Source organism: Flagellimonas halotolerans (assembly GCF_035818535.1).
Classification (GTDB): Bacteria; Bacteroidota; Bacteroidia; order Flavobacteriales; family Flavobacteriaceae; genus Flagellimonas; species Flagellimonas halotolerans.
In genome coordinates this window covers 125,479-151,008 of record NZ_JAYKYV010000004.1, presented here as the reverse complement: position 1 = coordinate 151,008, position 25,530 = coordinate 125,479, and the positions used below count along the sequence as shown (strand labels likewise).

Below are 25,530 nucleotides of genomic sequence, written 5' to 3'. Positions count from 1 at the left end.
TAGCTTATTTGTTCCTTCTCCCAACACTTCTATTGCTTCGTCCCCTGTGCGCATTGTTCTGATTGTGATACCGCCTGATATCATCCTCGTAGTAATTCCTGATGCGTTCATACCTAGATCGGTTCAAGTCTTGTGTACGATACCGGGGTGGCAATACTTTTCTCCTTAACCATACCCCACCATCCAAATAAATGTAAGTTCTGGCAGATAAATCGTAATAAATGCTCAATTCCGGGAAATAAACATATCGTACCGTCTCCACCCTATTTGGGTAAAACCAGGGTGGGGGAGGGTCTGCCAAATTGTGCGAAACCAATACCGGGCCACAACCCTGCATTGCCATAAACAATAGGAACATTCCTGCGTATGACCAAATTCTTTTCATGGTATTCCATTTTAGTAAGACAAAGTAATGTAAAGGAGAGCCCAGGAAAAATGATCCAGATCATTCCACGAAAGCATTGGACGGGATAGTTTTGGGATAGAACATTAAACGGTTAATAATCATGGAAAAAGTAACTATATACAACAGTGACCTGCATTTTGAACACAAACAGTGGAATTCAGAACTTGCTTTTTGGAAAGATGAGCTGAAATCGTTCAACCTTCGCTTGAATGAATTGGTAAACCGATGGACCAAAAAGGAGGTGCTCCAAAAATTGGAACACTACCAAAACGAGTTCACGCTCCACAAAGGTGTCATCGAAAAACTTCAGGAAGAAATACAAATCCATGAAACAAGCATAGCGGCCCAAGAAAGTACGGGCAGGCCCGCACTGGATACCATTCTGGTCAAGAATCATTCTGATTTCCGAAAGAAAATGGAAGAACAGCGACAGATCTATGCAGATTTGAAGAAGGAATTCTTTCGATTCTTGTCGCAACACATGTAAAAATAACGGCTTGTCATGGCCGATTCCCCATGTGCGGACAAAATTTGGGAAGTTGTATTTGCTGATTGATGGAAGGTCCAATACTTCATAAAACCAGTTGACCTTCAACCTAGATGACGGTTTTTATGATAGCCGTCATTTCAGCGCCCGTTTTGCCAAGCTATTTTTGAGTATGGAAGACTTGGCAATTCCCATGAAGGTTAAGGAAAGGACCAAACACTTTTTTAAAGAGGTAGGCAGTCTTTCCCATTTTGCGGGCCGTTTTTTTAAACAGGCCCTGAACCCTCCATTCGAATTCAAGGAATTGTTGAGGCAATGTTACCAAGTGGGGAACAGGTCCCTGCTCTTGGTGATGGCCACAGGTTTTATCATCGGTCTGGTACTTACCTTACAATCCAGGCCAACACTCATAGAATTTGGGGCTGTTTCCTGGATGCCCAACATGGTAGGGATTTCCATAGTGCGTGAAATTGGCCCTGTGATCACCGCCCTGATCTGTTCGGGCCGGATAGCTTCTGGTTTTGGTGCAGAACTCGGTTCCATGCGGGTCACGGAGCAGATAGATGCCATGGAGGTTTCGGGCACCAATCCCTTTAAATATTTGGTGGTGACCCGTATTTGGGCCGCTACGCTCATGCTTCCCTTGCTGGTCATTTTTGGGGATCTGGTAGCTCTTTATGGTTCCTCGCTCGTGGAAAACATGAAAGGGGATGTCTCCTTCAGGTTGTATTTCAACACGGTTTTTGATGCACTCTCCTTCGGAGACCTGGTGCCAGCGACCATCAAGTCCTTTTTCTTTGGGTTTGTCATTGGTCTTACAGGCTGCTACAAGGGATATAACTCGGATAAGGGGACCGCAGGGGTGGGTGTTGCGGCAAATTCGGCCGTGGTCATGGCATCCCTGCTCTTGTTCGTGGTCGATTTCATTGCTGTTTTTGTTTCTGATATTTTTTATGAGCTATGATGGAAAGACAAGAGCAAATTGAAACAAGGACCGATTTTGGAACCAATGGGAACCAAGTCATCAAGATCAAAGACCTCCACATCAGTTTTGGGGACAACCATGTGCTAAAAGGGTTCAATATGGTTTTGAAGAAGGGGGAAAACTTGGTGGTTATGGGAAAATCCGGTTCGGGCAAGTCCGTGCTGATCAAGTGCATGGTAGGGCTCATCACTCCAGATCAGGGCTATGTGGAAGTTCTTGGTGAGGACATCAGTACCCTGGACCAGCATGCTTTGGATGAACTCCGCTCCAATATCGGGTTCCTTTTTCAAGGGAGTGCCCTTTACGACTCCATGACGGTGCGGGAAAACCTGGAATTTCCCATGCGAAGGCACAGGAATAAATTTGGTGCAGATCAAGATACGCTTCCGTTTGTTATGGAAGCCTTGGAAAATGTTGGCTTGGCCCACACCTTGGATTTGATGCCCGCTGAATTATCGGGAGGAATGAAAAGACGGGTTGCTTTGGCCCGAGCGATTATTTTAAGGCCAAAATTGATCATGTACGATGAGCCCACCAGTGGATTGGACCCCATAACAGCAAAGGAAATCATCGAGTTGATGCGGAACATCCAAAAAAAGTATGGCACCTCGGCTTTGATCATTACCCACGATGTGGATTGTGCAAGGGTTGTTTCGGAACGGATGGTCTTGCTGGTGGATGGAACAAATTATGCCGAGGGCACTTACGGGGAACTGTTGGCATCGTCGGACCCTATGGTAAACGCATTTTTTAAAAAGTAATATGGCTTCTAAAACTTCTTCTGAAAATTTAAGGCTAGGCATCTTCGTGGTGGCCGGAACTTTACTGCTGCTCATCGCGGCCTATCTTATTGGAAACCGACAGAACATGTTTGTGAAAACCTTCACCCTCAGCGCTGTTTTCAAAAATGTGAACGGATTACAAAATGGCAACAATGTGCGCTTTTCGGGCATTAACATTGGTACGGTAAACCGAATGGAAATGGTGAACGATACCACCATTTATGTTTACATGACCATTGAGGATAAAATGCGCAATCACATCAGAAAAAATGCCATTGCCACAATAGGCTCCGATGGTTTGGTGGGCAGCATGTTGGTGAACATCGTTCCAAGTGTGGGAAAGGCCGATTTGGTGCAAAACGGAGATGAACTCCAATCGTACAGTAGGATTTCATCCCAAGATATGCTCAGTACGCTCAACGTTACGAACGAAAATGCAGCTTTGTTGACATCCAATCTTTTGAAGGTGACCCAATCCTTGATGGAAGGAAAAGGGGTTTTGGGCCGTTTGCTCAATGATACGGTGATGGTAAAGGACTTGCAGGGGATCATAAAAAATCTTGAACGGAGCAGCCATCATGCCAATACCACACTCATGGAACTGGAGACCATTATGGGACAAATTGATATGGAAGAAAGTGTTGCCGGGGTAATACTGACTGATACCGTGGCAGCTGAAAATATCAGAAGCAGCATTGAAAATTTGGAGACATCAAGCGCAGAAATTAGGCAAATGACCCGCGAGCTGACCAAACTGGTCCAAGGTATGGACACGGAGGAAGGGATGCTCCATTTGGTATCCCAAGATACGACTATGGCGAAGCTTCTTATGAAGACAATGCACAACATAGAAGAGGGAACGGATAAGTTCAACCAGAATATGGAGGCCCTAAAACACAACTTTTTAACGAGGAGGTATTTTCGGAAACTGGAAAAAGAAAAGGCCAAGGCCCAAAAAGATTGAAGGGTTATTTAATCGAAAGGAATTCCCCGCATGCTTGCATCTGGGTTTCCATTGCAACTGTCATTCCCGTGAAAACGGGAATCCAATAATGGAATTTCGGTTTTTGACCCTGGCGTCAAAATGGGATGAGTGAAATACCCCCTGTGGCATGCCCTTGGGATAGTTGGTTTCAAAAGATCTTTATTATTAGGTTTCCCCATCTGCGCTTGATGAAATCACACCATATCGTCGAAATCGGCGATACGCTTCAACCTATCCTTGTCCAATAGCGTGAGTTTTCTCCGCTTGTCGGTGCCAACCAGACCAATTTCCCTGAACTTGGTGAGGGTCCGAATGGCTGTTTCCTTGGCCACCCCGATCATGGAGGCAAAATCTTCCCGAAGCATATCCACGCCCTTATGATGGTCATCTTTCAAGATTCCTTTTTCGTGAAGTTCCAACAATGCTTTTGCCGCTCGTCGATCTACGGAGGAATAGGCAATATCCAGCAATCTTCCCTGTAAATGGGCCATATTGTTGGAAATGATCTCAAGAAATTTATTGGCGACTTCCTTGTCCTGATAGACCAAGTGGATGAAATCCTCTTTCGGAATACCCAGAACGGTGGCATGCTCCATGACAATGGCCGTTTCGAGATAGGTGCCCCCGTTGCCCAAAAGAGAGAGCTGCCCCACGAAGTCCCCGGGACCATAAAGTCCAGTGATCATTTCTTTGCCTTCCTCGGTGCCCCTGTAAGTTTTGATATTTCCCTCCTCTATAAAATAGAGGAAATGTGCGGCATTCCCTTCCCTGTAAATTACCTCCCTGTCACGGAAAGATTGGGATTCCCTATCTTGTGAGGTGAGCTCTTTGCCCAGATATTCCGATGCTTCCTTGAAAAAATGGTTGATTCCAACGGGTGTTTTGGAGAAATGTTGGTGGATAAAACTGCTTTTTTTCAACCGCATTGCTATGGCATCCAATAGTTCATGGGTTTCATAGGGTTTGTAGATGTAATCATCCGCCCCTAAGTTCATTCCCATTCTCATATCCTCTTTTCTGTCCTTGGCGGTCAAAAAGATAAAGGGAATCTTGGAAGTCCTCGGGTCTTTGCCCAAGACTTCCAGTACGGTATATCCATTGGCCTCGGGCATCATAATGTCGCTTATGATGAGGTCAGGGAGATGTTCCAACGCCATTTGGATGCCAGATCTGCCATTGGCAGCACCCAAAACGCCATAATTGGCCATTTCAAGGATTTCCATAGTGTTCTCTCGGAACTCCTCATGATCTTCGATTACCAGTATTTTTTTCATTTGTGTAGTGTTTTTTGGGAAACTCCAGTTTAAAGGTGCTTCCATGGTTTTCCTTGCTTTCAAACCCTATCTTTCCGCCCATGAGTTCCACATACATTTTGACAATGTGCAGACCCAGGCCGGTTCCGGCAATGTTTACACTGTTCTTGGCCCTGAAGAACCGCTGAAAAAGATGTTTTTGGTCATCTTCCGGAATTCCTATCCCATGATCGATCACCCAAAGCTTAACATGGAGTTCATTGTCCTCAATTTTTAAAAGGATGGGTTGGTCTTCATCGGAGTATTTGATGGCATTGTTGAGCAGGTTCGAGAGCACAAGGTGCATAAGCTTGGGATCTAAAAAGGTTACCAATTCAGCTTTTTCACATTCCAGAATGATGGATTGCTCTTTTTTCTTTCCTATTTTCAATTTTTCAATCAAAGACCTTGAAAAATGGAGCAGGTCAAAATATTCGGGCGAGGCCTTGGTCTCTCCCTCGTCCAATTTGGTCACCGAAAGAAAATCGTTGAGTATGTTGACCAATTGACGAACATTCGACTTTATCTTTTCCAAGTGGACCAAACGTCTCTCGCCCTTATCGGGGTTGTTCAGCTTTTCGATGAGTGAAGCAGAGGATAGGATAACACTCAGCGGTGCCCTGAACTCATGCGAGGCTGTGCTGATGAACTGGGTCTTTAGCTCGCTCAGTTCCCTTTCCTTGATAAGGTTTTGGAGCATTTTTCCCTCATTTCGTTTTCGGTCGGATATGTTGAACAAGACAAGAAGCGCAAGGGACGCCTTTCCATTTTCTATGAACAAGGGCGTGGTATTCACAATATAGTTCCTTTTTTGGTACTCTATCTCAAAACTTAAGTGTTTCCCTCTTAATGTTTGTTTAATGCAGGTCAACAAGAGTGACTTGCTCTTGATCGAAAAACCATCGAGGTTGTTTATGGACAGTTCTTGGTTTGAACGGATTTGTTTTTGAAGGAATTTTAGTTCGGATCCTTCCACAAAGCTTATCTGCATTTGTTCATTCACCAAAATGATGGCACCCCTTGGAAACTTCTGTGCAATGGCCAAAAGCATGGCTTCTTGTATTTCAGCCCTTTTTCTGGCATTTTGGGCATCTGCTATCTGAACGTTCAGCTCAAAGTTTGTTGCTCTCAACTCCTTAAGGATTTGTTCCAAGTCTTTATTACGCAGCTCCACCTGTTTTTCCAAACCTTTGGATCGTGCTTCCAAACGTTCTTGGTTCATTTGGAGCCTTTTTCTGATCTTGTCCTGTTCAATGGCCAAACCTACAAGTCCCGCCATCTCATCCACTAAATCTTCCTTCTGAGGGGAACTCAGGAATCCATCGGGATAGAAAATGGACAAAGCCCCTACAATGTTGTCATCGGCATCCAAGATGGGGGTGGAACCGATGGATTTGATGCCTGCTTCAATCAATGTAGCTTGATGTTTGGACCATGATGGCTCCTCCAAGATATCAGTAATACTTTCTTTCTTTTTAGAGCGTATGGCCCGTATACATGGACAGGCATCGGAAGTCCCCAAAATTTGATCCATGGCCTTGGCGATGGTAGGGTGTATTTTGTTGCCAGAAACCCTTTTGATGGCCTGTGCGATGTCATCATATAAACAAATAGCGACAGTGCCGATTCGCATTTGTTGTTCCAGCGCGTCTTGAATCCGGTCAAAAATATCTGGCAACGGCTTTTTTTTGATGATCATTTCCAGCACATCGTTCTTCGCCTTTCTCAGTAATTCAAGGTTTTTTCGTTCCGTTATGTCATTTTGAATCACTATAAAATGACTGGTTTCACCATGGAGGTCCCGAATCGGGGTAATGGACAGCTCGTTCCAGAACAGGGTGCCATCTTTCTTGTAATTATGGATTTCCACATGGCATGAGGACTGGGTTGATAGTGCTTCGCGGATGATTTGAATTTCCTGCTGTTGGCATTCGTCACTCTGTAGGAAATTGTAATTTTTACCGATGACCTCCTCGCTGGTATAGCCCGTAATTTTTTCAAAAGCCTTGTTGACATAAATGATGGGAAACTGTTTAGGTTTGGCATTTGCTATGACGATACCGTTCCGTACCTCATCCAAGGCCCTCTCCTTGATAACATTGATGTTGCCACCCATGATTTGGGCAGTAATATCTTGCATATATCCTTCCAGAAATGCCGTGCCTTCTTTTTTTTCAACTGCAACTCCAGTTTCGCTGATCCAGTGAATCTTTCCTTCCTTATCGATTATCCGATATTTCAACTGGAACTTTTCGTTTTTTGCCAAGGCTATTTCTACAGTGTTCCAGACATCATCCTTGTCCATGGGATGAATCAGGGATGCCCATCTAATGCCACCTGTCCTGCAAAATTCCTCTGGCCAATATCCTGTAATCCATCTACACTCATTACTGATGAACTGCATAGTTCTATCAGAATCGTTCTCACAGCGAAATACAATGCCCGGAAGGTTTTCCACCAACGTCCTCAGTTTTCGGTCACCCTCAAACATAGGATACGATCGTTTTTCTTCTTTGGAATTTCGCCGTTTCATTTAAATAGGTGGTTTTTTAGGTCATAACAGTGAATTATAGCAAATGGATTCCTTGATTCCCCTTCAGTTTTTAAAAACATGGATCATTTTTATGGACTGATGGGTGTTCAAAACTTTCAAGAATCAATAAAAAGAATATTACCAAATATAGCATACACTTTCCTGTGTTGCTATGATAATAATCATGTTCAAAAGCGTTCATTTATTGGTGTAAATATCTGGAAACCAGTTTTTTTTGAGGTGTTCAAATGAATGGCTTTAAGGTTGTTCGGCCACAAGCCAAGATGCATTGTTTTGGAAGCTGGAAGAAGCGACATGAACCTATTTGAAAAGGCATGACCAAGGGGTAGGGCAAAGGCATTGTTTTGCATGGTATGGATAGGAGCAAATACAAAAAAAACCCATTGCAGAAATTTAGGAATGAAAGGTCGGGATAACTGCAATGGGGATTGGTTACAAGGTGTATCTATGAGACTTGGATCACCTTGGGTTTCTGTTTTTTGGCTTCCTCTTTTTTGGACAGCTTAAAACGGAGTATACCATCATTGTATTTTGCATTTACAGTATCGTCCACGATGGTATCCGGCAATTGGACGGAACGTTCAAAGGAATTGTGGCTGAACTCCCTTCGGGTATAATTTGCCTTTTTCTCTTCCTCTGAAGTCGATTTTTCTGCGGAAATGTTCAAACATCCATTCTCAATGGTTACTTTGAAATCCTTCTTGTCAAAACCCGGTGCTGCAAGTTCAATTTCATAATCATTGTCGGTCTCTTTGATGTTCATGGCCGGAATCATGCTTTTTCCGTTCCAAAATCTATCTTTTAAGAGGTCGGAATCCCATACTTCGTCTTCAAAGAAATCATCAAGATCGAAAAAATTGGATTTGATCAGGTTTCCAAAGGGTCTGTTTCTAAATTTAACTAATGACATGACACATTTTTTTTAGGTTATATAAAATATTTTACAACTAAGTGGAACTAAATTAGATACAACCTCCCTTTGGTGGAATGATGTGCGTCACCCAAGAAGGAGAAAGGTAATGGTTTGATACTTTTTATTGCACGATGATTTCGCCGTCTTCCAACTGAACGATACGGTCGGTGCGTTTGGCAAAATCCTCATCATGGGTCACCACCAAGAGCGATAGTCCTTGTTCTTCCTTGAGTTTTTTGAAGATGTTGAACACATTTTCAGAGTTTTGGCTGTCCAAGTTTCCAGTGGGTTCATCTCCCATCAAAATGGTGGGATCGTTGATCAATGCCCGTGCGATGGCCACGCGTTGTTTTTCCCCTCCAGAAATCCGAGAAGCACGCTGGTGCGCCAAATGGCCTATATGGAGCATTTCAAGTTTTTGCTGGGCATTGCGTTCAATCTCGGCAAGAGGTTTTTCGCCGAGTTTTTTGGCAGGCAACATCACATTTTCCAAAACACTGAATTCGGACAGCAAATAGTGGAACTGGAACACAAAACCGATATTCTTGTTGCGGATGCGGGACAGTTCCCTTTGGGATTTGCCCGTTACTAGGTCATTATTGAGGTGCAATTGCCCTGTATAATCCGTGTCCATAGTGGAAAGAATATACAACAAGGTGGATTTTCCAGATCCTGACTTTCCCATGATGGAGGCGAACTCACCTTTTTTTATCCCAAAGGAGATGTTCTTGAGCACGTGAAATTCCTTAGGCTTGTGAAAATATTTGTTGATATCCTTGGTTTCCAATACAAATTCCATAAACGCGGGTTCAGGTTCCTCTGATGATTTTTACAGGATCGATATTTTTGGCCCTGTTGGAGGGCAAATAGCCCGCAACAAAGGTTGACAAAAGGGCAAAAATGATCCCAATGACATAATAGGTCGGATCGTAATTTACGGGATAAGTGGTGATGGTGGGCAGCGCCTCCGTCTCAAAAGGGGTCTGGTCGATAAGTTTTGAGAGCACAAACCCGATCAACAGTCCCAAAATGCCACCTGCGATACCAATGATCATGGCCTGCCCCATAAAGATAAGTTGCACGTCCGTTCCAGAAAATCCGGTCGCCTTGAGTATGGCAATGTCCTTCATTTTTTCATAAATGAGCATGTTCAAGATGTTGTAAATACCAAATCCGGCCACAATGAGCAGGGTGATGGAGACGGCATAAGTGATAAGGTTCCTGATGTTTGATCCCGTTTCAAACTGTGCATTGGCCTCGTTGATTCCCATTGCCTTGACATTGAACTGTTTTTCCAATTGTTCCGCCATCGATTGGGCCTCTGTAATGTCCAGCAATTTGATGTTGATATCCGTGACATAATTCTCTGCTTCCCCCAAAATGCGCTGCACGGTCTTCAGGTTGGTGAAACTCTGTATATTGTCCACTTCTGCAATGCCACTTTGGTAAATGCCCACTATTTTCAAGGGAAATATATTTCCGGACACCGTACTTATCTGCACCCTGTCACCAAGCGATAAAGACATTTTTTCGGCAAGCCCGGATCCCAATAGAATACCATTCTCATTATTTTTCAAGGCTTCGGGGGAGCCTTCCACAATATTGTCCCGTAGGTTGGACAACCTGACTTCTTCCATGATATCTACCCCGATAAGGTTACCACCCAGCTCCATGGAACCGGATATATAAAAGATCTGTGCCCTGAGCTGTGGAGTTGCCCCATCCACGTTTGGCTGTTTTTTCAGATAATTAAGAATGGGAAGGGCATTGTGGATCTTTTTTTGGCTCAATTTGGGTTTTATGGAGTGCACCACGTTAAATGCATTGTTGAAATCGTCATAAAGGGCGATGGGTTGTTCAGGGGAGGGACGGATCTCGTTATAGATGTGAATGTGGGGAGTTTGGTTCAGTACCAGATCATCCAACATGGTGTTCAGTCCTGTCATGAAACTTACTAGGGTGATGTAGGAGCCTATCCCGAAGGTGACCCCCAGTGTGGCAGTCACGGTGGATTTCATCTTGGTGAGAAGATGGGTCTTGGCTATGCCCAATATCACGTTCCAATTGATCATGGTTCAGGTTTGTATATGGCCGTGTTTTCGTTGATTCCGTCCAGAATCTCCACTAGAACCATGTTTTCAAGTCCGATGGTTACAGATGTTTCACCCTCATCCGTAAGCACTTTGGACCCATTGATCAAATATGTTTTTGGAATGACAAGGGTCTCTTTTTTTTCGGCAATGACAATATTCCCCTCTCCGGAAAGGCCGGGATACAAGGTTTCCGGTGGGTCATTGAACAATGCTTCTACCTTGAAAGTTTGTGAACGTTCATCTTTTCTGGGGTAGATTTTGTCCAAGGTACCTTCAAAAACGGTTTCTCCATAGGAGTCTAGCGTGATGAATACCTTCTGCCCGATATGGAGTTTCACGATATCCACCTCGTCCACCAACAACTCCACAACAAACATATCGCTTTTGCCTATGGTTGCCACAGGCTCCACGGTATTCACAATTTCCCCCGGATTTTTGTAGAGCGCATACACCGTTCCTTTTATTTTGCTCTTGATGGTGAAATCGTTGGTGGTCGTGAGTGAGGTTTTATAATTGTTCTCGGCCTGTCTAAGTTGGGTTTCCAGTTGGTTTTTGGCCTGATCGAATTTCTTTTTTAGGAGTTCCAGCTGGTTTTGGGATAGTTCATAGGCCAGTTTTTTGTTGTCAAACTCCACTTTGGAGCCAATGTTTTGGTTCCAGAGTTTTTTTTGACGGTTATAGTTTATGGAATCGTTTTTGAGCTGGAGTTTTGCCGCTTGGATTTCATCCTCGATACTGCTCAGTACTGCCGCAGTGCCACTGTAATTTTTTTTGGCCAATTCGAGGGCCAATCGGGCATTTTTCTGGTTCAGTTCAGGGGAGGTGTTGGTGATTTGTAGTATCTGGTCTCCCTTGGCCACTTTATCCCCTTCTTCCACCCAGATTTTGTCCAGAATGCCCATGGCTACGGAATACGCCTGATACATGCTGTCGGGCTGTACGGTTGCGGAAGCATAAACGGATTCGGTCATCGGGAGTTTTTCTGGATATATTTGCTCCCTTTTTTTGGCACAAGAGCATAGGAGGAAAGAGAAAATGGTAAACAGCAAAAAGTATTTCATCGCAATAGGCATGGGATATTGTTCAAATTACCAATAAAATACCGATTTGAAATATGAGCAAGATCAGTAAACATATCATAATCCAACTCGATACTGATTCAAATGATTGCGAGAGAGCCATCATTCCCTAATAGTGAATCCTTCGAAATGGAATACAGGTGTGCTTGCTGTCCATCAAAAAGGACATTATAAAAAAATGCTTTTGGGTGCTACCTGATTTTGGTGGGCATTGTTAAAGGGGAGGAGGTGTAGGGTATCCAAAAACAGAGAATTGCCCCCTGTGTATTTAGTGCTTTTTTAAATAATTTATGGTTTCAATAATCGATTAAAATTCTTTTTTTCCAAATTCACTGTCGATGAACCTTGATTTGTTCGTGCTGTTATTAAAGGTATAGGAGAGGTTGAGGATGATCATATCCACTTCGTAGACGTAGTTTGTGGTGGTATAAAACCCACCTTCCCTAGAAGTGGTGATTCTTTGCTCATTGGTGTCCATTAGCCCTAGGTCCATATTCTGCCATTGCAATGTTGCGCTCAGGCGGTCATTGAAAAAGGATTTTCGGAAGCTTAGGTTGGGGGAATAGAACCTGGAATCCTCTCCTTGGGCCGTGTTTCTATCCGAAATATAATTGAAGGTGAACTGAAGTGATGCCGTTTCCGAAAAATCAAAGGTGCTATTGGCGTTAATGGAATATACAAAGGTTTCGGAATCCACCGGTCTTCCATCAAAAGAGCCATCTATTTTGTAGGTATAGAGATTGCACCCGATAAAGTTGGACCAGTTTTTGGTGGGGCTGATTTGAGCTCCGATTTCCAAGCCTAGGGAGCGGGCCTTGCCCACATTGCTATATATTCGGTTCAAGATGGTATCGTTATAGATAGTATTGACACGGTTGACCAGATTTTTTACATCTTGGTAATAAACCGTGGCATAAACCGAGTTTCCCCCTTTGAAGTTTTTGGTTGCTCCCAACTCGAACAAATCAATAAATTCTGGCTTTAATGTAGGGTCTCCCTGTTCCAAGGTCTCGGAGTGTTCTCGTTCTGGAAACGGGTTCATTTTAAATGTGGTGGTGCGTTCCACTCTTTTGCTATAGGCGGCTTTTACTTTGGTTTTGTTCTTAAAGGTGTATTGCACCGAAGCGGATGGGAACAGTTTTACGTAATCGTACACATAGGTGGTGTCTATGGTATTGGTCTTGTCCCTAAGGTCAAATTCCCGATCCATGGCCTCGACCCTTGTTCCCGCTGAATATTCCCATGCCCCTTTTTTACCACTCAATTGGGCATAGCCGGAATGTAGTTTTCTTTTGAGGTCCACCTCGCTTGAAAATTCCGGTACCAGTTCAAACTGCCCAGTTGCATTGTTTCTTCTTTCATAAACAAAATCGCCCGTATGATCCAACAATCGGTACTGGTAACCTGTTTCCAATTGCCCAAAGGAAAAAGGACTCCATATATAATCCAGCTGAAAGCGAATTCCGTGCAAAGGGTTGTCGTTGGTATTGTATTCGTCCTGTAGAACCGTGTTTGTATCCGGGTACCCGAGATTGCGGTTGGTGGTCGGGCCTCCCAACAAGGTATACTCATATAGGAATGAAGTGGAAAGTTTGGAGGTATTGTTAAAGATGTGGGCATAATCCAGGCTTCCCAAAACAAAGTCCCCTTTTCTGATCCTCAGGTTCTCGTTAAAGTACTGCATGGTATACACACGATTCCCGCCCATTGCCGGTGTTATGGCATGGTTGTCATAATAAAGGATGTCCGCAGTCCTGTCCTTGCTGCGTTTGCCTGCATAAAAACCGAGGGAATATGTATTGGTACTGTCCGGGGTGTAATCCACCGAAAACCTTCCGCTATAGTTCACCTCGTCAAAACTGCGTTCCCCGTCGGATGGAAACTGGGTCAATGTATCGTTAATGATGGTAAAGACATCCCCTTCGCGTCGTCCTCCAAGGTCATTTTGCTGGTAGTTGGCCCCAAGGGAAATGTTCCAATCGCCCTTGATCACGTTATAGGTAGCATCAATGCCATAACGTTGATGGGCCTCTGCGTTGTCATATTTTTCTATGGATGGGAATCCCCCTTTTATATTGATTTGGGCAAATGCCCCGTCAATAGCTCCTTTTTTGGTGATTATGTTGAGAATTCCAGCCTTTCCTTCAGGATCATACTTGGCCGAAGGAGCTGTAATCACTTCAACTTGGTCAATGGAGTTGGCAGGTAGTTGGTTCAATAAGGTCGTTGCACCTCCCTGCACCGGTTTGCCATTGAGCAAGACTACAAAGCCACTACTGCCCCGCACATTGATTTCGCCCAAACCGTTTACCGTGACCGAAGGAATGTTCCGTATCACATCCGTGGCACTTCCCCCTTGACTGTTCTGAAAATTGGTGGCATCGAAAACCTGTCGATCAATTTTGTTGATGATGGCCGCCCGTTCCCCCTCAACAACAACTTCATCCAGTTGATTTTCGCCCATGGACAATGCTATGGTGCCAAGCTGTATTTTAGCGTTTCTATTAGGGATTTCAATATCCTTGACCACCCTTGTGCGATATCCTATAAATGAGGCCTCAAGATAATAGGTGCCTTTTTTTACTCCCTCCATGTTAAAGTTTCCATCCAAATCCGTGATGACTCCCGTAATCAGCTGTTCGGAAGATTGGTCATAGAGGGCCGCAGTGGCATATTCCAAGGGGTTTTGCTCCGTTGCATCGACAATTTTTCCAGTAATCTGGGCGGATGTAACGGTTGTGAACAAGAGCAAAAGGAAGCAGAGGTGGAATCTGGACGGCATAGTTTAAGGCTGATATTATTTGCCTCAAAATTAAATGCCGCAATAGTGTGATTATAGTCCTTTTGAAAAAAGAATGGTATCTATAAAACCTTGCCTTTCTTGAACTGTAGCGGGGTCACACCTTCAAACCGCTTAAAATATTTTATAAAATGGGAGCTGTCCTTAAAATTTGAGGCATAAGCTATCTCGCTTATAGAAAGGTTGGTATAGGTGAGTTGGCGTTTTGCTTCTTGTACAATATGTTGTGCAATTACCTGTGAAGCCGTCTTGCCGAACTCCTTTTTACAATGCGTGTTCAGGTTCTGGGAGGTGGTATGCAATAAATCAGCGTAATGTGAGACATCATTTTTTGGGCTTTCTTGAAGTAGCTGTTTAAAATTAAATGCCAAATTCTGTTCCAGATGGGATTTGTTGGGTGCGTAGTGCAATATTTTGGACAGCAGGGCCTTAAGAATTCCTTCCACGGTAATTTGGGAACCTTTTGCTTGGTCCTTAACCAGTTCGGAGGCCAATTTAAAGAGGGAATTGAGCATTGCATCAATGGGTACTTCAAATGCTCGGTGATTTTCAAGTTGTCTGAATTGATCATTGATGTGTTTGTCCAATGTTTTGTCCAAAAAACCATCTTTAATTATAACAACATACCCTTCGGGTACGGTATCGATCTGCCAATGGTGCACTTCACCTTTTTTGATGATAAAGGCAATGGGAGGTTTGATTTCATACGAATCTTGATCCATATGGTGAAAACCTGATCCCTTGCAAAAATAAACCAGTTCCAGATACTTATTGTGCCGGTGTGGTCTGGTATAGCGTTTGTTCACATCAAAGGGCTCGATTTTTATATCCAGTGCATGTGAAATCTTGTTGTTCACTTTAATTGCTGTACCCATAGGTCACTAAAATTAGGGCATATTCGCTGAGCGAACGGTTCTAAAGCCCAAATGTTCCATACCCGAATCCGGACTAGTGGCCATGCGCGCCGAAATTCTATAGCTTGCACAGTAAGAAGCACTACAGAGGAACGATCCACCTTTGATGACGCGTTCCTTGGCATAAGGGTTATTTGAGTTGAAGGCAGTTGTTGCCCCTGTTGGGTTCTGTGCGACCTCCCCGCTCGAAGCCAGCTTTTGATAGTAGTTCGTGTTGTACCGATCGCTGGTCCATTCCCAAACGTTGCCGGCCATATCGTAAAGGCCAAAATCGTTTTTTGGATAGCTCATGATCGGCGCTCTGCGTTCAAAACCGTCTTCCATCGTATTTTCCACAGGAAATTCGCCTTCCCAAGAATTGGCATGGGAACTGAGCTGATCGATGTCGTTGCCCCAAAAAAACTTGCTGTCCGTTTTTCCGGCACGGGCCGCAAACTCCCATTCAGCTTCCGTGGGCAATCTACGCCCTGCCCATTTACAATAGGCCTGTGCATCCTCGTAGGCTATATGAACCACGGGATGGTTTTCTTTGCCATCGATATTGCTGTCGGGGCCATTGGGATGCTTCCAACTGGCACCGATTTTCCATTCCCACCATTGGGAGTAATCATACAGGTTGGGGACACTGGATTTTGTTTTTTTAAAAACCAAAGAACCCGGTTGTAGAATGGAATCATGGGGTTTTTGAGTGCCTTCGGGCAACTGCTTTTTCATTTCTTCCCAATCAATCTCACGTTCGGCCATGGTAACATAGCCAGTTTCCTCAACAAATTTGGCAAACTGGGCATTGGTTACCTCATGAATGTCCATAAAAAAACCATCTATCGCAACTGGGTGCCTTGGCTTCTCGTGTGCCATGGCCATCTTATCCGATTCTACAGCACCTTGGTAAAATGCCCCTCCAGGTATCCAAACCATACCTTCGGGAGCTTCACTGGGAGCTTTGCTTGGCTTTACATGCTCAGTTGTTTTGGAAGTGCCAACACTTTCTTTTGATTGGTCCGTTTTGGATTTACAGCTTGTAAGCAGGGCAAATAATAAAAAGTAAAAAGAAAAGGTATGCTGAGATGTCATTTTGTTTTCGGTTTTTAAACGTTTTTGTCCCAAGTATTCTGCAATGGTTCGTGAGATGTTCAAGTTTTTTTCCTGTTTTTTAAATATTCTTGATACAGTTTTTTCATCTCTTCCGGAGAAAGCTTCCAATACTCGATCAAAGGATTTTTTTTCACTTTTTCATTGTATTCCTCTATAAATTGTTGGTTTAAGGAATCATTGTCCTCATATTTTATCCTGAGCTCTTCCAATTGTTTGTGTAGTTTGTCCTGAACCTCTGCATATTCGGGATTTCCGTAAATGTTGCTCAGTTCATTGGGGTCCTTCTGCAAATCATACAATTCCCACACATCCATATCGTAATAGAAGTGAATCAATTTATACCTATCGGTGGTAATTCCATAATGACGTCTTACATCGTGCTCCGAAGGGTGCTCGTAATAATGATAATAATGAGCCTTTCGCCAATCGGATGGTGTATTTCCTTCCAAAACGGGCACTATGCTTTTTCCTTGCATGCCTTCCGGAATTTCGGTTTTTGCAATGTCGAGAAAGGTTTCGGCAAAATCCAGATTGGAAACCAAATTGGTATTGACCGTTCCGGGCTTAACCGTTCCGGGCCATTTGACCAATAATGGGGTGCGTAAGGATTCTTTGTACATCCACCGCTTATCGAACCAACCGTGCTCCCCTAAATAGAACCCTTGGTCGGAGGTATAGATGACTATGGTATTCTCATCTAGTCCAGCATCTTTTAAATAGTCCAAGACGTGGCCTACACTTTTGTCTACCCCGGCCACACTGGCTAGGTAATCCCGCATATAGCGTTGGTACTTGAATCGGGTGAGATCGTCGCCTTGAGGATTGTCCTTTTTGAATTTTACATTGATCGGGCCATAGATGGAGTCCCACATTTTTTGTTGTTCCGCGGTAAAACCATTTTGAGGCTGGTCCGTTATTTTGATATCTTGTTCCATTTTCATTGCTTCGGAAATGGACATATAGTTTAAGGAAGCTACCTCCCTGTTTCCTGAATAGTCATCAAACAAGGTTTCAGGTTCAGGAATCTCAACATTTTCGTACATGCCCAATTCATTGGGGCCGGGCTGCCAAGGCCTGTGTGGGGATTTATGTCCAAGAAACAGCATAAAAGGTTGCTTTTGGGACTTAACGGAATCCATCCATTGAATCGCCTTGTCGGTAATAATTTCGGTGGTATAGCCCTCCAATTGATACTGTCCTTCCTCGTTGATGAAGGTAGGGTTGTAATAGGAGCCTTGTCCAGGTAGGATATCCACATAATCAAAGCCTTTGGACGGGGTATCTCCCAAGTGCAGTTTTCCCAAAACCCCTGTCTTGTATCCAGCTTGTTGGAGGAGTTCTCCAAATGTCTGTTGGCTAAAATCGAATTTGGTACCAATGGTATTGTCAATAAATCCGTTTTGATGACTGTACTTACCTGTGAGGATGGTTGCTCTTGATGGCCCACAGATGGAGTTTGTGACCAAGCAATTGTCAAATAGCATTCCTTCCTTGGCGATTCTATCAATATTTGGCGTTGGAGCAACTTCAGCCAATCGTCCGCCATAAGCACTTATGGCTTGATAGGCATGGTCATCGCTTATTATAAAAACAATATTGGGTCTTTTTTTACTTTCTTCTTTTTGAGTTTCATCCTTTTTTGAATTACTCTTACAGGAAACCAGTAAAAGGGATCCAAGAAAGATGTACAGTAGGTTGGTAATTGGTTTGCTTAGTTGATGTATCATTGGTTCTTAAATATAAACGATGTGTGCAAAATCCCTTAATTGCTAAAGTTAATAAAAAGCTATTGGGGTTCAGGTTGTTTTATGGTTTGTTCTTTGTGTGCTTTTTTCTTTTTACACTGTAATTTAATTGAATTTAAAGGTTGTTTCAGTAGGTGTATATCCAATACGGTGTGCATTTATCTGTATGGTTTGCCCCTTTTTAAGGGGAATTATACCTCCTTTATAAACCGACCATGGTTTGGGAACAGTAACTGTTGTTTTGTCATTTTGAGGCATTAAGTAATAGAAATCCCAAGTTTTTACTTTTCGGGCGATTGTGCTATCACTGATTGGCCCTTCAAAAATACGATAGCCAATCGACGCACCTTCGGTATCACAAGAAATGGATATGCCATCAGCGCTTTTGTCAATAATAGGTTTACTGGTTTTGGGAGCCTCACCCTTTCCTTGCCACCAAATGTCCAATACCATTTCCTTTTCGGGAATTTCACCCATATCCCCTACATCTTCCAACCATTGAAACAGTACTTGTTTTAATTCTTCTTTCTTTTTCTGATACGATGGTTCATCTGCCAAATTATGGACTTCATCCGGGTCTTTGGCTGTATAATACAATTCTTCTTGGGGCTTGGGGGTTTTAAACCAGTCCATTAAAAAGGGATTCGTAATGGTGCCGGCATCCCTCATTGCAATGATTTCCTTCATACTGGCCATTTGTTTTCTATAAGCCAAATCTTGATATTTTGATACTTCGGGGACAAAATTGTAAACGTATCTAAATGTGCCGTCACTAACAGAGCGAACCCGATCATATTTATTGGCCATTCTATCTCTGCCTGCAAACACATATTGATTTTTTTCTTGACTCTTCTTAGGTCCCAAAAAGGCCTTTCCCTGTAAATAATCGGGTATTTCTGCCCCTGCAATGGAAAGCATGCTTGGAGCGAAGTCAATAGAACTGATTAGGTCATTGTTCACTGTGCCCGCATAGGTTCCTTTTGGGTATTTGACTATAAAGGGAATATGTAACCCCCGTTCCAGAACCTCCCGTTTCATCCATGGCAGGTTGCCCCCGTGGTCGCTATAGAATATGACGTAGCTATTGTCGTAAACCCCATCTTTTTTCAATTGTGATACAAGCTCGCCAACATGACTGTCCATTTGTTCAATTCTAGTATACAGGGCCGCTTTATCGTGTCGCATTTGTGCCGTGTTCTCGTAATACAGGGGCAAAACCATATCATCAGGTTGATGGTATAAAGAATCTGGTGGGGAAATGATTTGAGACTCGTGGGAAATGGCAAAATTAAAGACACTGAAAAAGGGTTGTCCAGAAGCCCTGTTTTGATATGAGGCCGCCACACTGCTTTCGTCCCATACCGTTACCGGCTCTTCAAATTGATAGTCTTCCTTGGCATTATTGGTGGTATAGTACCCCACTTTTCTTAAATATTCTGGAAATGACTTCACATTTTTGGGCAATACGGCCGAATAACTAGGAACTCCCTCGGGCATTAAGCTAGGTCTGTTCTTTGTTCTCATATGGGAGGTCCCTATGGATATTTGGTTCATTCCGGTAATTATGGAAGATCTACTGGGCGCACAAACACCGGCAGTGGTATACACACGGGTAAAACGAACCCCTTCTTGTGCCAAGGCATCAATGTTAGGAGTGTTTACCGTAGCATCTCCATAAGCTCCGATGTAGGGAGAAATATCCTCGCAAACCACCCATACAATATTGGGTTGATTTTGGGATAGAACAAAAGAGAATGGAACGAAGAACATTAAGAACAATACGAATGATTTGGTTTTGGTCAAAATATGCTTCATGGATAAAATGGAGTTCATCTGTAGGAGTTTTATAGGGTTCCTATATTTTATAGAGCAACTCCAGGGCAAGATATAGACAAGGCATCCGGATTTTTCTTTAAAACGGGGAGTGTACCTTGAAAAAACGAAAAAAAGTAAGATTCTAATATGTTTCTATATTACACTTAAATTATCATTTGTTTAAAAAATTTATATATTTGAATCCAAACTTGTTAAAATATAAGTTTATAATTGTGAATTTGACAATTGTAAATTTTTCAACAGATACAAGCTACTTCAACTAACTAAACAAACTCAAAGAATGCCTCTTTCAACTAATCAAAAGGGCGATGCATTGGATTTCCAACAAAAGCTGTTGGAACGTTTGCACCGTGGGGATATCGAGGCGCTTGGATGTTTGTACGATATGCATGTAGATCATTTGATGGAGTTTGGGTTGCATTATGTCTCAGATGTATCCTGGGTGGAAGATCAGGTACATGACCTTTTTTTGGATTTGTTCAAAGCGAGGCACAAGGCATTGCAAATCCAAAACCTTAAGGCTTACCTGTCCACTTCTTTAAAGCGGAGGTTATTCAAAAAAAATAAATCCAAGGAATTGTTGATCGAAGAAGATAGTTTCAAACGATTGTTGAAGAGCGATTCAAACTACATCGAGACTTCTTCGGAGAATAAATGGATAGATGCAGAACAGGTTGAATATTTAAAGCAAGCTCTTAAAACCGCTATGGATTCTCTCACTAACCACCAACAGAGCATCCTACACCTCCGGTTTGTTGAGAATAAATCCTATGGTGAGATTGCAGAGCATATGGAAGTTTCCAAAGCTTCTGCCAGAACCTTGTTGTACCGTAGCTTAAAAATACTTCGCAAAAAGGTGCAATTACTTCTTTTTTAAAAAAAATCATTTTTATTTGTCTATACTCCCCACATTTCTTCCTCTTATGTATGGAAGGGTGTACAATTATGCCCTCGAATATGTAAAAACTTATGGATCATACTCCAAAAAAAGGTTGGTCAAAAGAAAGAAAGGCCGATTTACGAAATAGATTACTCACATCTGCCAAAAAGGAGGAAGAACTCCGTATACGTCGAAAAAGGCGTCAATTTTATTGGGCAGCAGCGGCTTTATTGCCGATTGTTTTAACATTGGGTTATTTTTTGAATGAGTCCACTGCCGAACCCACGATAGACCAGTTTGTAAGGGATATGCCCGAGACCGCTCCTCAAAATCCGGACAAGGTCACTGTAATTTTAGGTGAGGGGAACCAAGTAGCTCTGGACGAGGAAGAGGGACATGTGGAATACTCGAAAACAGGTTCCAATGTAAGCATGGGGAACGGAAAAAGTATAGAGCAACAGATAGGAAATACTGACAAGCCCACTTTTAATACCGTTATGGTTCCCTATGGAAAAAGAAGTTTCATCAAACTTTCCGATGGCACCAAAGTATGGATCAATTCAGGATCCAAGCTTGTTTTTCCTGCTGCATTTTCAAAAAAGTCCAGGGAGGTCTATTTGGAAGGGGAGGCCATTTTTGAAGTGGCCCATAATAAGAATAAACCTTTTAGGGTAAAATCCAGCAAGCAAAGTATAGAGGTGTTGGGCACCGTGTTCAACGTATCCCATTACTCCGAAGATGAAGTAATGCAGACTGTACTTAAATCCGGTAGTATAAGAATTACTTATGAAAATGAAGACAAAGGTTTTTTGATGAAGCCGGGAACACTTTCCAGCTTTAACAAAAAATCCAAAAAAATCAGTACCCAGGAGGTTGACCCCGACGATTATTTCTCTTGGCGGGATGGATTCTTGACCCTGGACAACAGTAGTTTGGGGGAAATAGCTTCCCGCTTGTCCAGATATTATAACAAACCCATCTTTTTTGGAAATAATGAACTGGCGTATCAAACTTTTTCCGGTCGTTTGGATTTATCCGAAGATATGGTTCGAGTACTCAGGACAATAAAAGAAACCACAGATTTTCAAATTGTAGAAAACCAAGAAAGCATATTGCTCAAATAATAACCAACAAAAACAACTACTGCCAATGAAAAATTGAAAAAGAAGAATAAAAAAAGCCAAAGGATGCGCCAACATCCCTTGGCCTGTAATGCGTTTTATCGCATAAGATTAACGACAAAACTATTAACTGAACGACAAAATTATGAATTATCACACTAGATGTGCGCATTTTTTGGGCATAAATGTGACCAGACACATCATTTTAGACCTAATGAGATCTTTTGCACTTTTCTTAGCTGTTGGATTGACAACGCTTTTTGCGAAGGAAACCAATGCCCAATCCAAAATGACCCTCGACTTACATGAGGTGAAAGTGGAAACCTTATTGGATGAGATCCAAAAGAACAGCGAATACATATTTTTTTATAAAGATGGTACCCTTCCTGCAAGTGACCGAATAACGGTAAACAAAAAGAATGCGACACTTCAAATGATTTTGGAGCCCGTACTGGAACGTTTCAATTTAGGCTTTAAAGTACAGGATCGTCAAGTAATCATATTTAAAAAACCAACCTCAATTCCTTCAAAAATAAATACTCCATTGATCCAGGCTTCGGTATCGGGAACGGTTACCGATAAAGGTGGTATGCCATTGCCAGGAGCCAGTGTGCTGGAAAAGGGAACCACCAATGGGGTGCAGACCGATTTTGACGGAAATTTTTCTATAGAATTATCGGATGAAAATAGCATACTCGTTTTCTCCTATATCGGATTTGGTTCCAAAGAAGTGAATGTAGCTGGCCAAACTACCCTTAACGTGGTATTGGAGGAAAGTGCAGCGGCATTGGATGAAATTGTGGTAGTGGGATATGGTACCCAAAAGAAAAGCGATTTGACTGGTTCGGTGACTTCCTTGGGCCAGGATGATATGAATCCAGGAGCCAATGCATCTGTTGATCAAATGATGCAGGGTAGAGCTGCTGGGGTACAAATAACCCAGGCAAGTTCCGCTCCCGGTGGGGGCTTGGCCATTCGAATTCGAGGATCGAGTTCTTTGAATGCCAGTAACGAACCTTTATATGTGATCGATGGTTTTCCAATAGATAATAGCCCAAACTTGAGTGGGGGTGGTGCCGCACAGGTAGGAGATAATCAAAGTCCACGAAACCCCCTGAACTCGTTGAATCCTGCTGATATCCAATCCATTGAAATATTAAAGGATGCCTCAGCTACGGCTATATATGGATCAAGGGGAGCCAATGGGGTTATATTGATAACTACTAAAAAAGGTAGTCAAGGAAAGGTCAATATTACCTATGACGCCTATGCGGGTCTTCAGACTGTGGCCAAGAAAATAGACCTTTTGAGTACATCCCAATATATTGATGCTATTAATTCCCTTTCAGCAGATCAAGGGAACCCTCCCGTGTTCTCTTCAGAGGATATAGCTACCATTGGCAATGGTACGGATTGGCAAGACCAAGTATTCCGTTCGGCTCCTATTAGCAGTCATAACCTATCCTTAAGTGGCGGGTCGGAGAAAACATCTTTTTATGCTTCTTTAAATTACTTTGATCAAGAAGGGGTGGTAAAAAACTCAGGAATCAAGCGATATACCGGAAGAATTAATATTGATACCAAAATAGGTGAGAAAGCCCAAGTTGGATTAAATTTCAATACCAGTTTGGTAAAGGACAACAATAATGTGGACGGTATTCAAACCAATGAAAACGCGGGGCCTATATATGCATCCTTATTATATGACCCTTCAGAACCTATATACAATGATGATGGTAGTTTTGCCCAATCGGCAAACCTAACAGTGAACAATCCTGTTACCGTGCTCAATGCCATATCCAGTAAAAATGAGACCAACAGGACTTTTGGGAGTGCATTTTTAAACTATAATTTTACAGATGACTTATCAGGGAAATTTAATTTTGGTACAGATAGGCAAACGTCTAGAAGAGATATATATAATAATTCAAACACTATATATGGTGCTGCTGCAGGAGGTATAGCCAACATCAATGTACTTGAAAGATCCAATTATCTTTTTGAATATACCATGACGTATAACAAGGAATTCAATGAAAACCATGTTATTACATTACTGGGAGGTACTACCTATCAAAAATTCAGTACTCGTTTTTTCTCAGGAAATATTAGTGGTTTTCCTACCGATGATTTGCTCACCAACAATTTAGGGTTGGGTAATACCAATAATGATGATCTGGAAAGTGGTAAGGAAGAGAATACCTTGCTTTCCTATTTAGGACGTGTCAACTATACGCTTTTTGATAAATTTTTACTTACGGCTTCCTTACGTGCGGACGGTTCCTCTCGATTTGGGACGAATAGTAAGTGGGGATACTTTCCTTCCTTTGCCTTTGGTTGGAAATTGGAAGAGGAAGACTTTGTACCTGAAGCCTTCAATCAATTGAAATTACGTGCAAGTTGGGGGCAGACCGGAAACCAGGAGATAGGTAATTATGCTTCGCAACTAACCTTTGGTACAGGGCCGAATGTTGTGTTGGACGGAACTTTACAGAGTTCTGTGATTCCTCAACGAATTGCCAACCCGGACTTAAAATGGGAGACTACGGAGCAGTTTAATATTGGTCTTGATGCTTCTATACACCAAGGTCGTTTTAGCACTACTTTGGATTACTTTGTAAAAAGCTCCAAGGATCTTTTGTTTAATCTACCTTTGCCTGTTGCTTCAGGATACTCTTCTATTCTTACCAATGTAGGAGAGGTTAGAAACAGTGGTTTTGAATTTTTGTTCAACTCGACCAATATTTCTACTGATAATTTTTCATGGAAAACATCCTTGAACTTCTCGGCCATTAAAAATGAAGTGGTTGATTTGGGACGTATTGAAAGTATTGTTACAGGAAGTATCCAATCCGTTGGAAATACAGCTGTCATCAAAGAAGGGGAGTCATTGGCTTCTTACTACGGATATGTGGTTACTGGAATATTCCAAGAAGGGGATGATATTGCAGGTTCTGCACAGCCAACCGCTCAACCTGGCTTTCCAATTTTTGAAGACCGTAACGGAGATGGAGCGATTACTCCATTGGATCAGACGATTATCGGAAACCCGTTCCCTGACTTCACCTACGGTATCCAAAACTCCATTTCTTGGAAAGATTTTCAATTAGATTTCTTTTTCCAAGGTCAAGAGGGGGCCGACCTTATCAATGTCAATTTGATAGAATCGTTGTATCCTGCAAACTTTAGAAGAAACAGGATAGCGGAACAAATATTGGATCGTTGGACGCCACAGAATACAAATACCAAATGGCCATCATCCGTAAATCCCAATGCCTACGGCGGAAGCAAGGTGAATTCCCTTACCGTGCAAGATGCGTCATATTTTAGGTTGAAGAATGTGATGCTCAGCTATAATGTTCCAGTAAGGAATCTAGACTTTTTGAATGCACTGCGTGTATATGTAACAGGGCAGAACCTGTTTACCATAACCAATTATGTTGGTTTTGACCCAGAGGCCAACTCCTTCGGTAGGAGTAATGTAAGGGCGGACTATAGTAGCTACCCTTTGGCCCGTACTTTCCTTTTGGGACTGACTGCTAATTTTTAAGACTCAAAACATA

Annotated in this window: 19 protein-coding genes; 7 read left to right on the top strand and 12 right to left on the bottom strand. The window is 42.6% G+C overall.

The features are described from left to right. Window positions 1-4: 4 nt before the first annotated feature. Window positions 5-385, bottom strand: coding sequence for a hypothetical protein (locus VM932_RS06680; protein WP_326278015.1), 381 nt, complete (start codon window positions 383-385; stop codon window positions 5-7). A 121-nt stretch (window positions 386-506) separates the two neighbouring features. On the opposite strand from VM932_RS06680, the gene VM932_RS06675 reads away from it, so the two are divergent. The 4 genes from VM932_RS06675 (at window position 507) to VM932_RS06660 (ending at window position 3,624) form a co-directional block, all read left to right on the top strand. Beyond that, on the top strand, window positions 507-893 hold the full coding sequence (locus tag VM932_RS06675; RefSeq protein ID WP_326278014.1) for a hypothetical protein: 387 nt from the start codon (window positions 507-509) through the stop codon (window positions 891-893). Window positions 894-1,065: 172 nt separating this feature from the next. Beyond that, window positions 1,066-1,857 (top strand): MlaE family ABC transporter permease, encoded by a 792-nt coding sequence (locus VM932_RS06670; protein ID WP_326278132.1) that lies wholly within the window; start codon window positions 1,066-1,068, stop codon window positions 1,855-1,857. Then, the gene (locus VM932_RS06665) at window positions 1,857-2,639 is read left to right on the top strand and encodes an ABC transporter ATP-binding protein (protein ID WP_326278131.1); all 783 of its coding nucleotides are present in this window, start codon (window positions 1,857-1,859) and stop codon (window positions 2,637-2,639) included. The genes VM932_RS06670 and VM932_RS06665 overlap by 1 nt, the downstream gene beginning before the upstream one ends. A 1-nt stretch (window position 2,640) precedes the next feature. After that, window positions 2,641-3,624: an MlaD family protein gene (locus VM932_RS06660; RefSeq protein ID WP_326278013.1), complete on the top strand. Its 984-nt coding sequence runs from the start codon at window positions 2,641-2,643 to the stop codon at window positions 3,622-3,624. A 215-nt stretch (window positions 3,625-3,839) separates the two neighbouring features. Here VM932_RS06660 and VM932_RS06655 read toward each other — a convergent pair whose 3' ends face one another. The 11 genes from VM932_RS06655 to VM932_RS06605 form a co-directional block, all read right to left on the bottom strand. Continuing rightward, window positions 3,840-4,919, bottom strand: a complete 1,080-nt coding sequence (locus tag VM932_RS06655) for a response regulator (RefSeq protein WP_293168527.1) — start codon at window positions 4,917-4,919, stop codon at window positions 3,840-3,842. Continuing rightward, window positions 4,888-7,470 carry a PAS domain S-box protein gene (locus tag VM932_RS06650; RefSeq protein ID WP_326278012.1) on the bottom strand — a complete coding sequence of 861 codons (2,583 nt, stop codon included), beginning with the start codon at window positions 7,468-7,470 and terminating at the stop codon, window positions 4,888-4,890. Before VM932_RS06650 ends, VM932_RS06655 begins: the two co-directional genes overlap by 32 nt. A gap of 466 nt (window positions 7,471-7,936) precedes the next feature. Beyond that, window positions 7,937-8,401 carry an Hsp20/alpha crystallin family protein gene (locus VM932_RS06645; RefSeq protein WP_326278011.1) on the bottom strand — a complete coding sequence of 155 codons (465 nt, stop codon included), beginning with the start codon at window positions 8,399-8,401 and terminating at the stop codon, window positions 7,937-7,939. A 124-nt stretch (window positions 8,402-8,525) separates the two neighbouring features. Further along, complete coding sequence (locus VM932_RS06640) at window positions 8,526-9,203, bottom strand: ABC transporter ATP-binding protein (RefSeq protein WP_293168521.1); 678 nt, start codon at window positions 9,201-9,203, stop codon at window positions 8,526-8,528. A gap of 10 nt (window positions 9,204-9,213) precedes the next feature. Beyond that, window positions 9,214-10,476, bottom strand: coding sequence for an ABC transporter permease (locus VM932_RS06635; protein ID WP_326278009.1), 1,263 nt, complete (start codon window positions 10,474-10,476; stop codon window positions 9,214-9,216). Then, window positions 10,473-11,558, bottom strand: a complete 1,086-nt coding sequence (locus tag VM932_RS06630) for an efflux RND transporter periplasmic adaptor subunit (RefSeq protein WP_326278007.1) — start codon at window positions 11,556-11,558, stop codon at window positions 10,473-10,475. Before VM932_RS06630 ends, VM932_RS06635 begins: the two co-directional genes overlap by 4 nt. Window positions 11,559-11,883: 325 nt before the next feature. Next, the gene (locus VM932_RS06625) at window positions 11,884-14,358 is read right to left on the bottom strand and encodes a TonB-dependent receptor (protein ID WP_326278005.1); all 2,475 of its coding nucleotides are present in this window, start codon (window positions 14,356-14,358) and stop codon (window positions 11,884-11,886) included. Window positions 14,359-14,438: 80 nt separating this feature from the next. Then, the gene (locus VM932_RS06620; protein WP_326278003.1) at window positions 14,439-15,251 is read right to left on the bottom strand and encodes a helix-turn-helix domain-containing protein; all 813 of its coding nucleotides are present in this window, start codon (window positions 15,249-15,251) and stop codon (window positions 14,439-14,441) included. Window positions 15,252-15,263: 12 nt separating this feature from the next. After that, a complete protein-coding gene (locus tag VM932_RS06615) occupies window positions 15,264-16,364 on the bottom strand; it encodes a formylglycine-generating enzyme family protein (RefSeq protein WP_326278130.1) in 1,101 nt (366 codons plus the stop codon). Between the two features lie 59 nt (window positions 16,365-16,423). After that, window positions 16,424-18,112, bottom strand: coding sequence for a sulfatase family protein (locus tag VM932_RS06610; protein WP_326278001.1), 1,689 nt, complete (start codon window positions 18,110-18,112; stop codon window positions 16,424-16,426). A gap of 123 nt (window positions 18,113-18,235) precedes the next feature. Further along, entirely contained in the window at window positions 18,236-19,963 is a 1,728-nt protein-coding gene (locus VM932_RS06605) for a sulfatase family protein (protein ID WP_326277999.1), read from the bottom strand. A 283-nt stretch (window positions 19,964-20,246) separates the two neighbouring features. On the opposite strand from VM932_RS06605, the gene VM932_RS06600 reads away from it, so the two are divergent. The 3 genes from VM932_RS06600 to VM932_RS06590 all read left to right on the top strand — a co-directional run bounded on the left by VM932_RS06600 (window position 20,247) and on the right by VM932_RS06590 (window position 25,517). Further along, window positions 20,247-20,843 (top strand): RNA polymerase sigma factor, encoded by a 597-nt coding sequence (locus VM932_RS06600; RefSeq protein ID WP_326277997.1) that lies wholly within the window; start codon window positions 20,247-20,249, stop codon window positions 20,841-20,843. Window positions 20,844-20,935: 92 nt separating this feature from the next. After that, window positions 20,936-21,970, top strand: coding sequence for a FecR family protein (locus VM932_RS06595; protein WP_326277995.1), 1,035 nt, complete (start codon window positions 20,936-20,938; stop codon window positions 21,968-21,970). A gap of 142 nt (window positions 21,971-22,112) precedes the next feature. Further along, entirely contained in the window at window positions 22,113-25,517 is a 3,405-nt protein-coding gene (locus tag VM932_RS06590; protein ID WP_326277993.1) for a SusC/RagA family TonB-linked outer membrane protein, read from the top strand. Window positions 25,518-25,530: the final 13 nt, after the last annotated feature.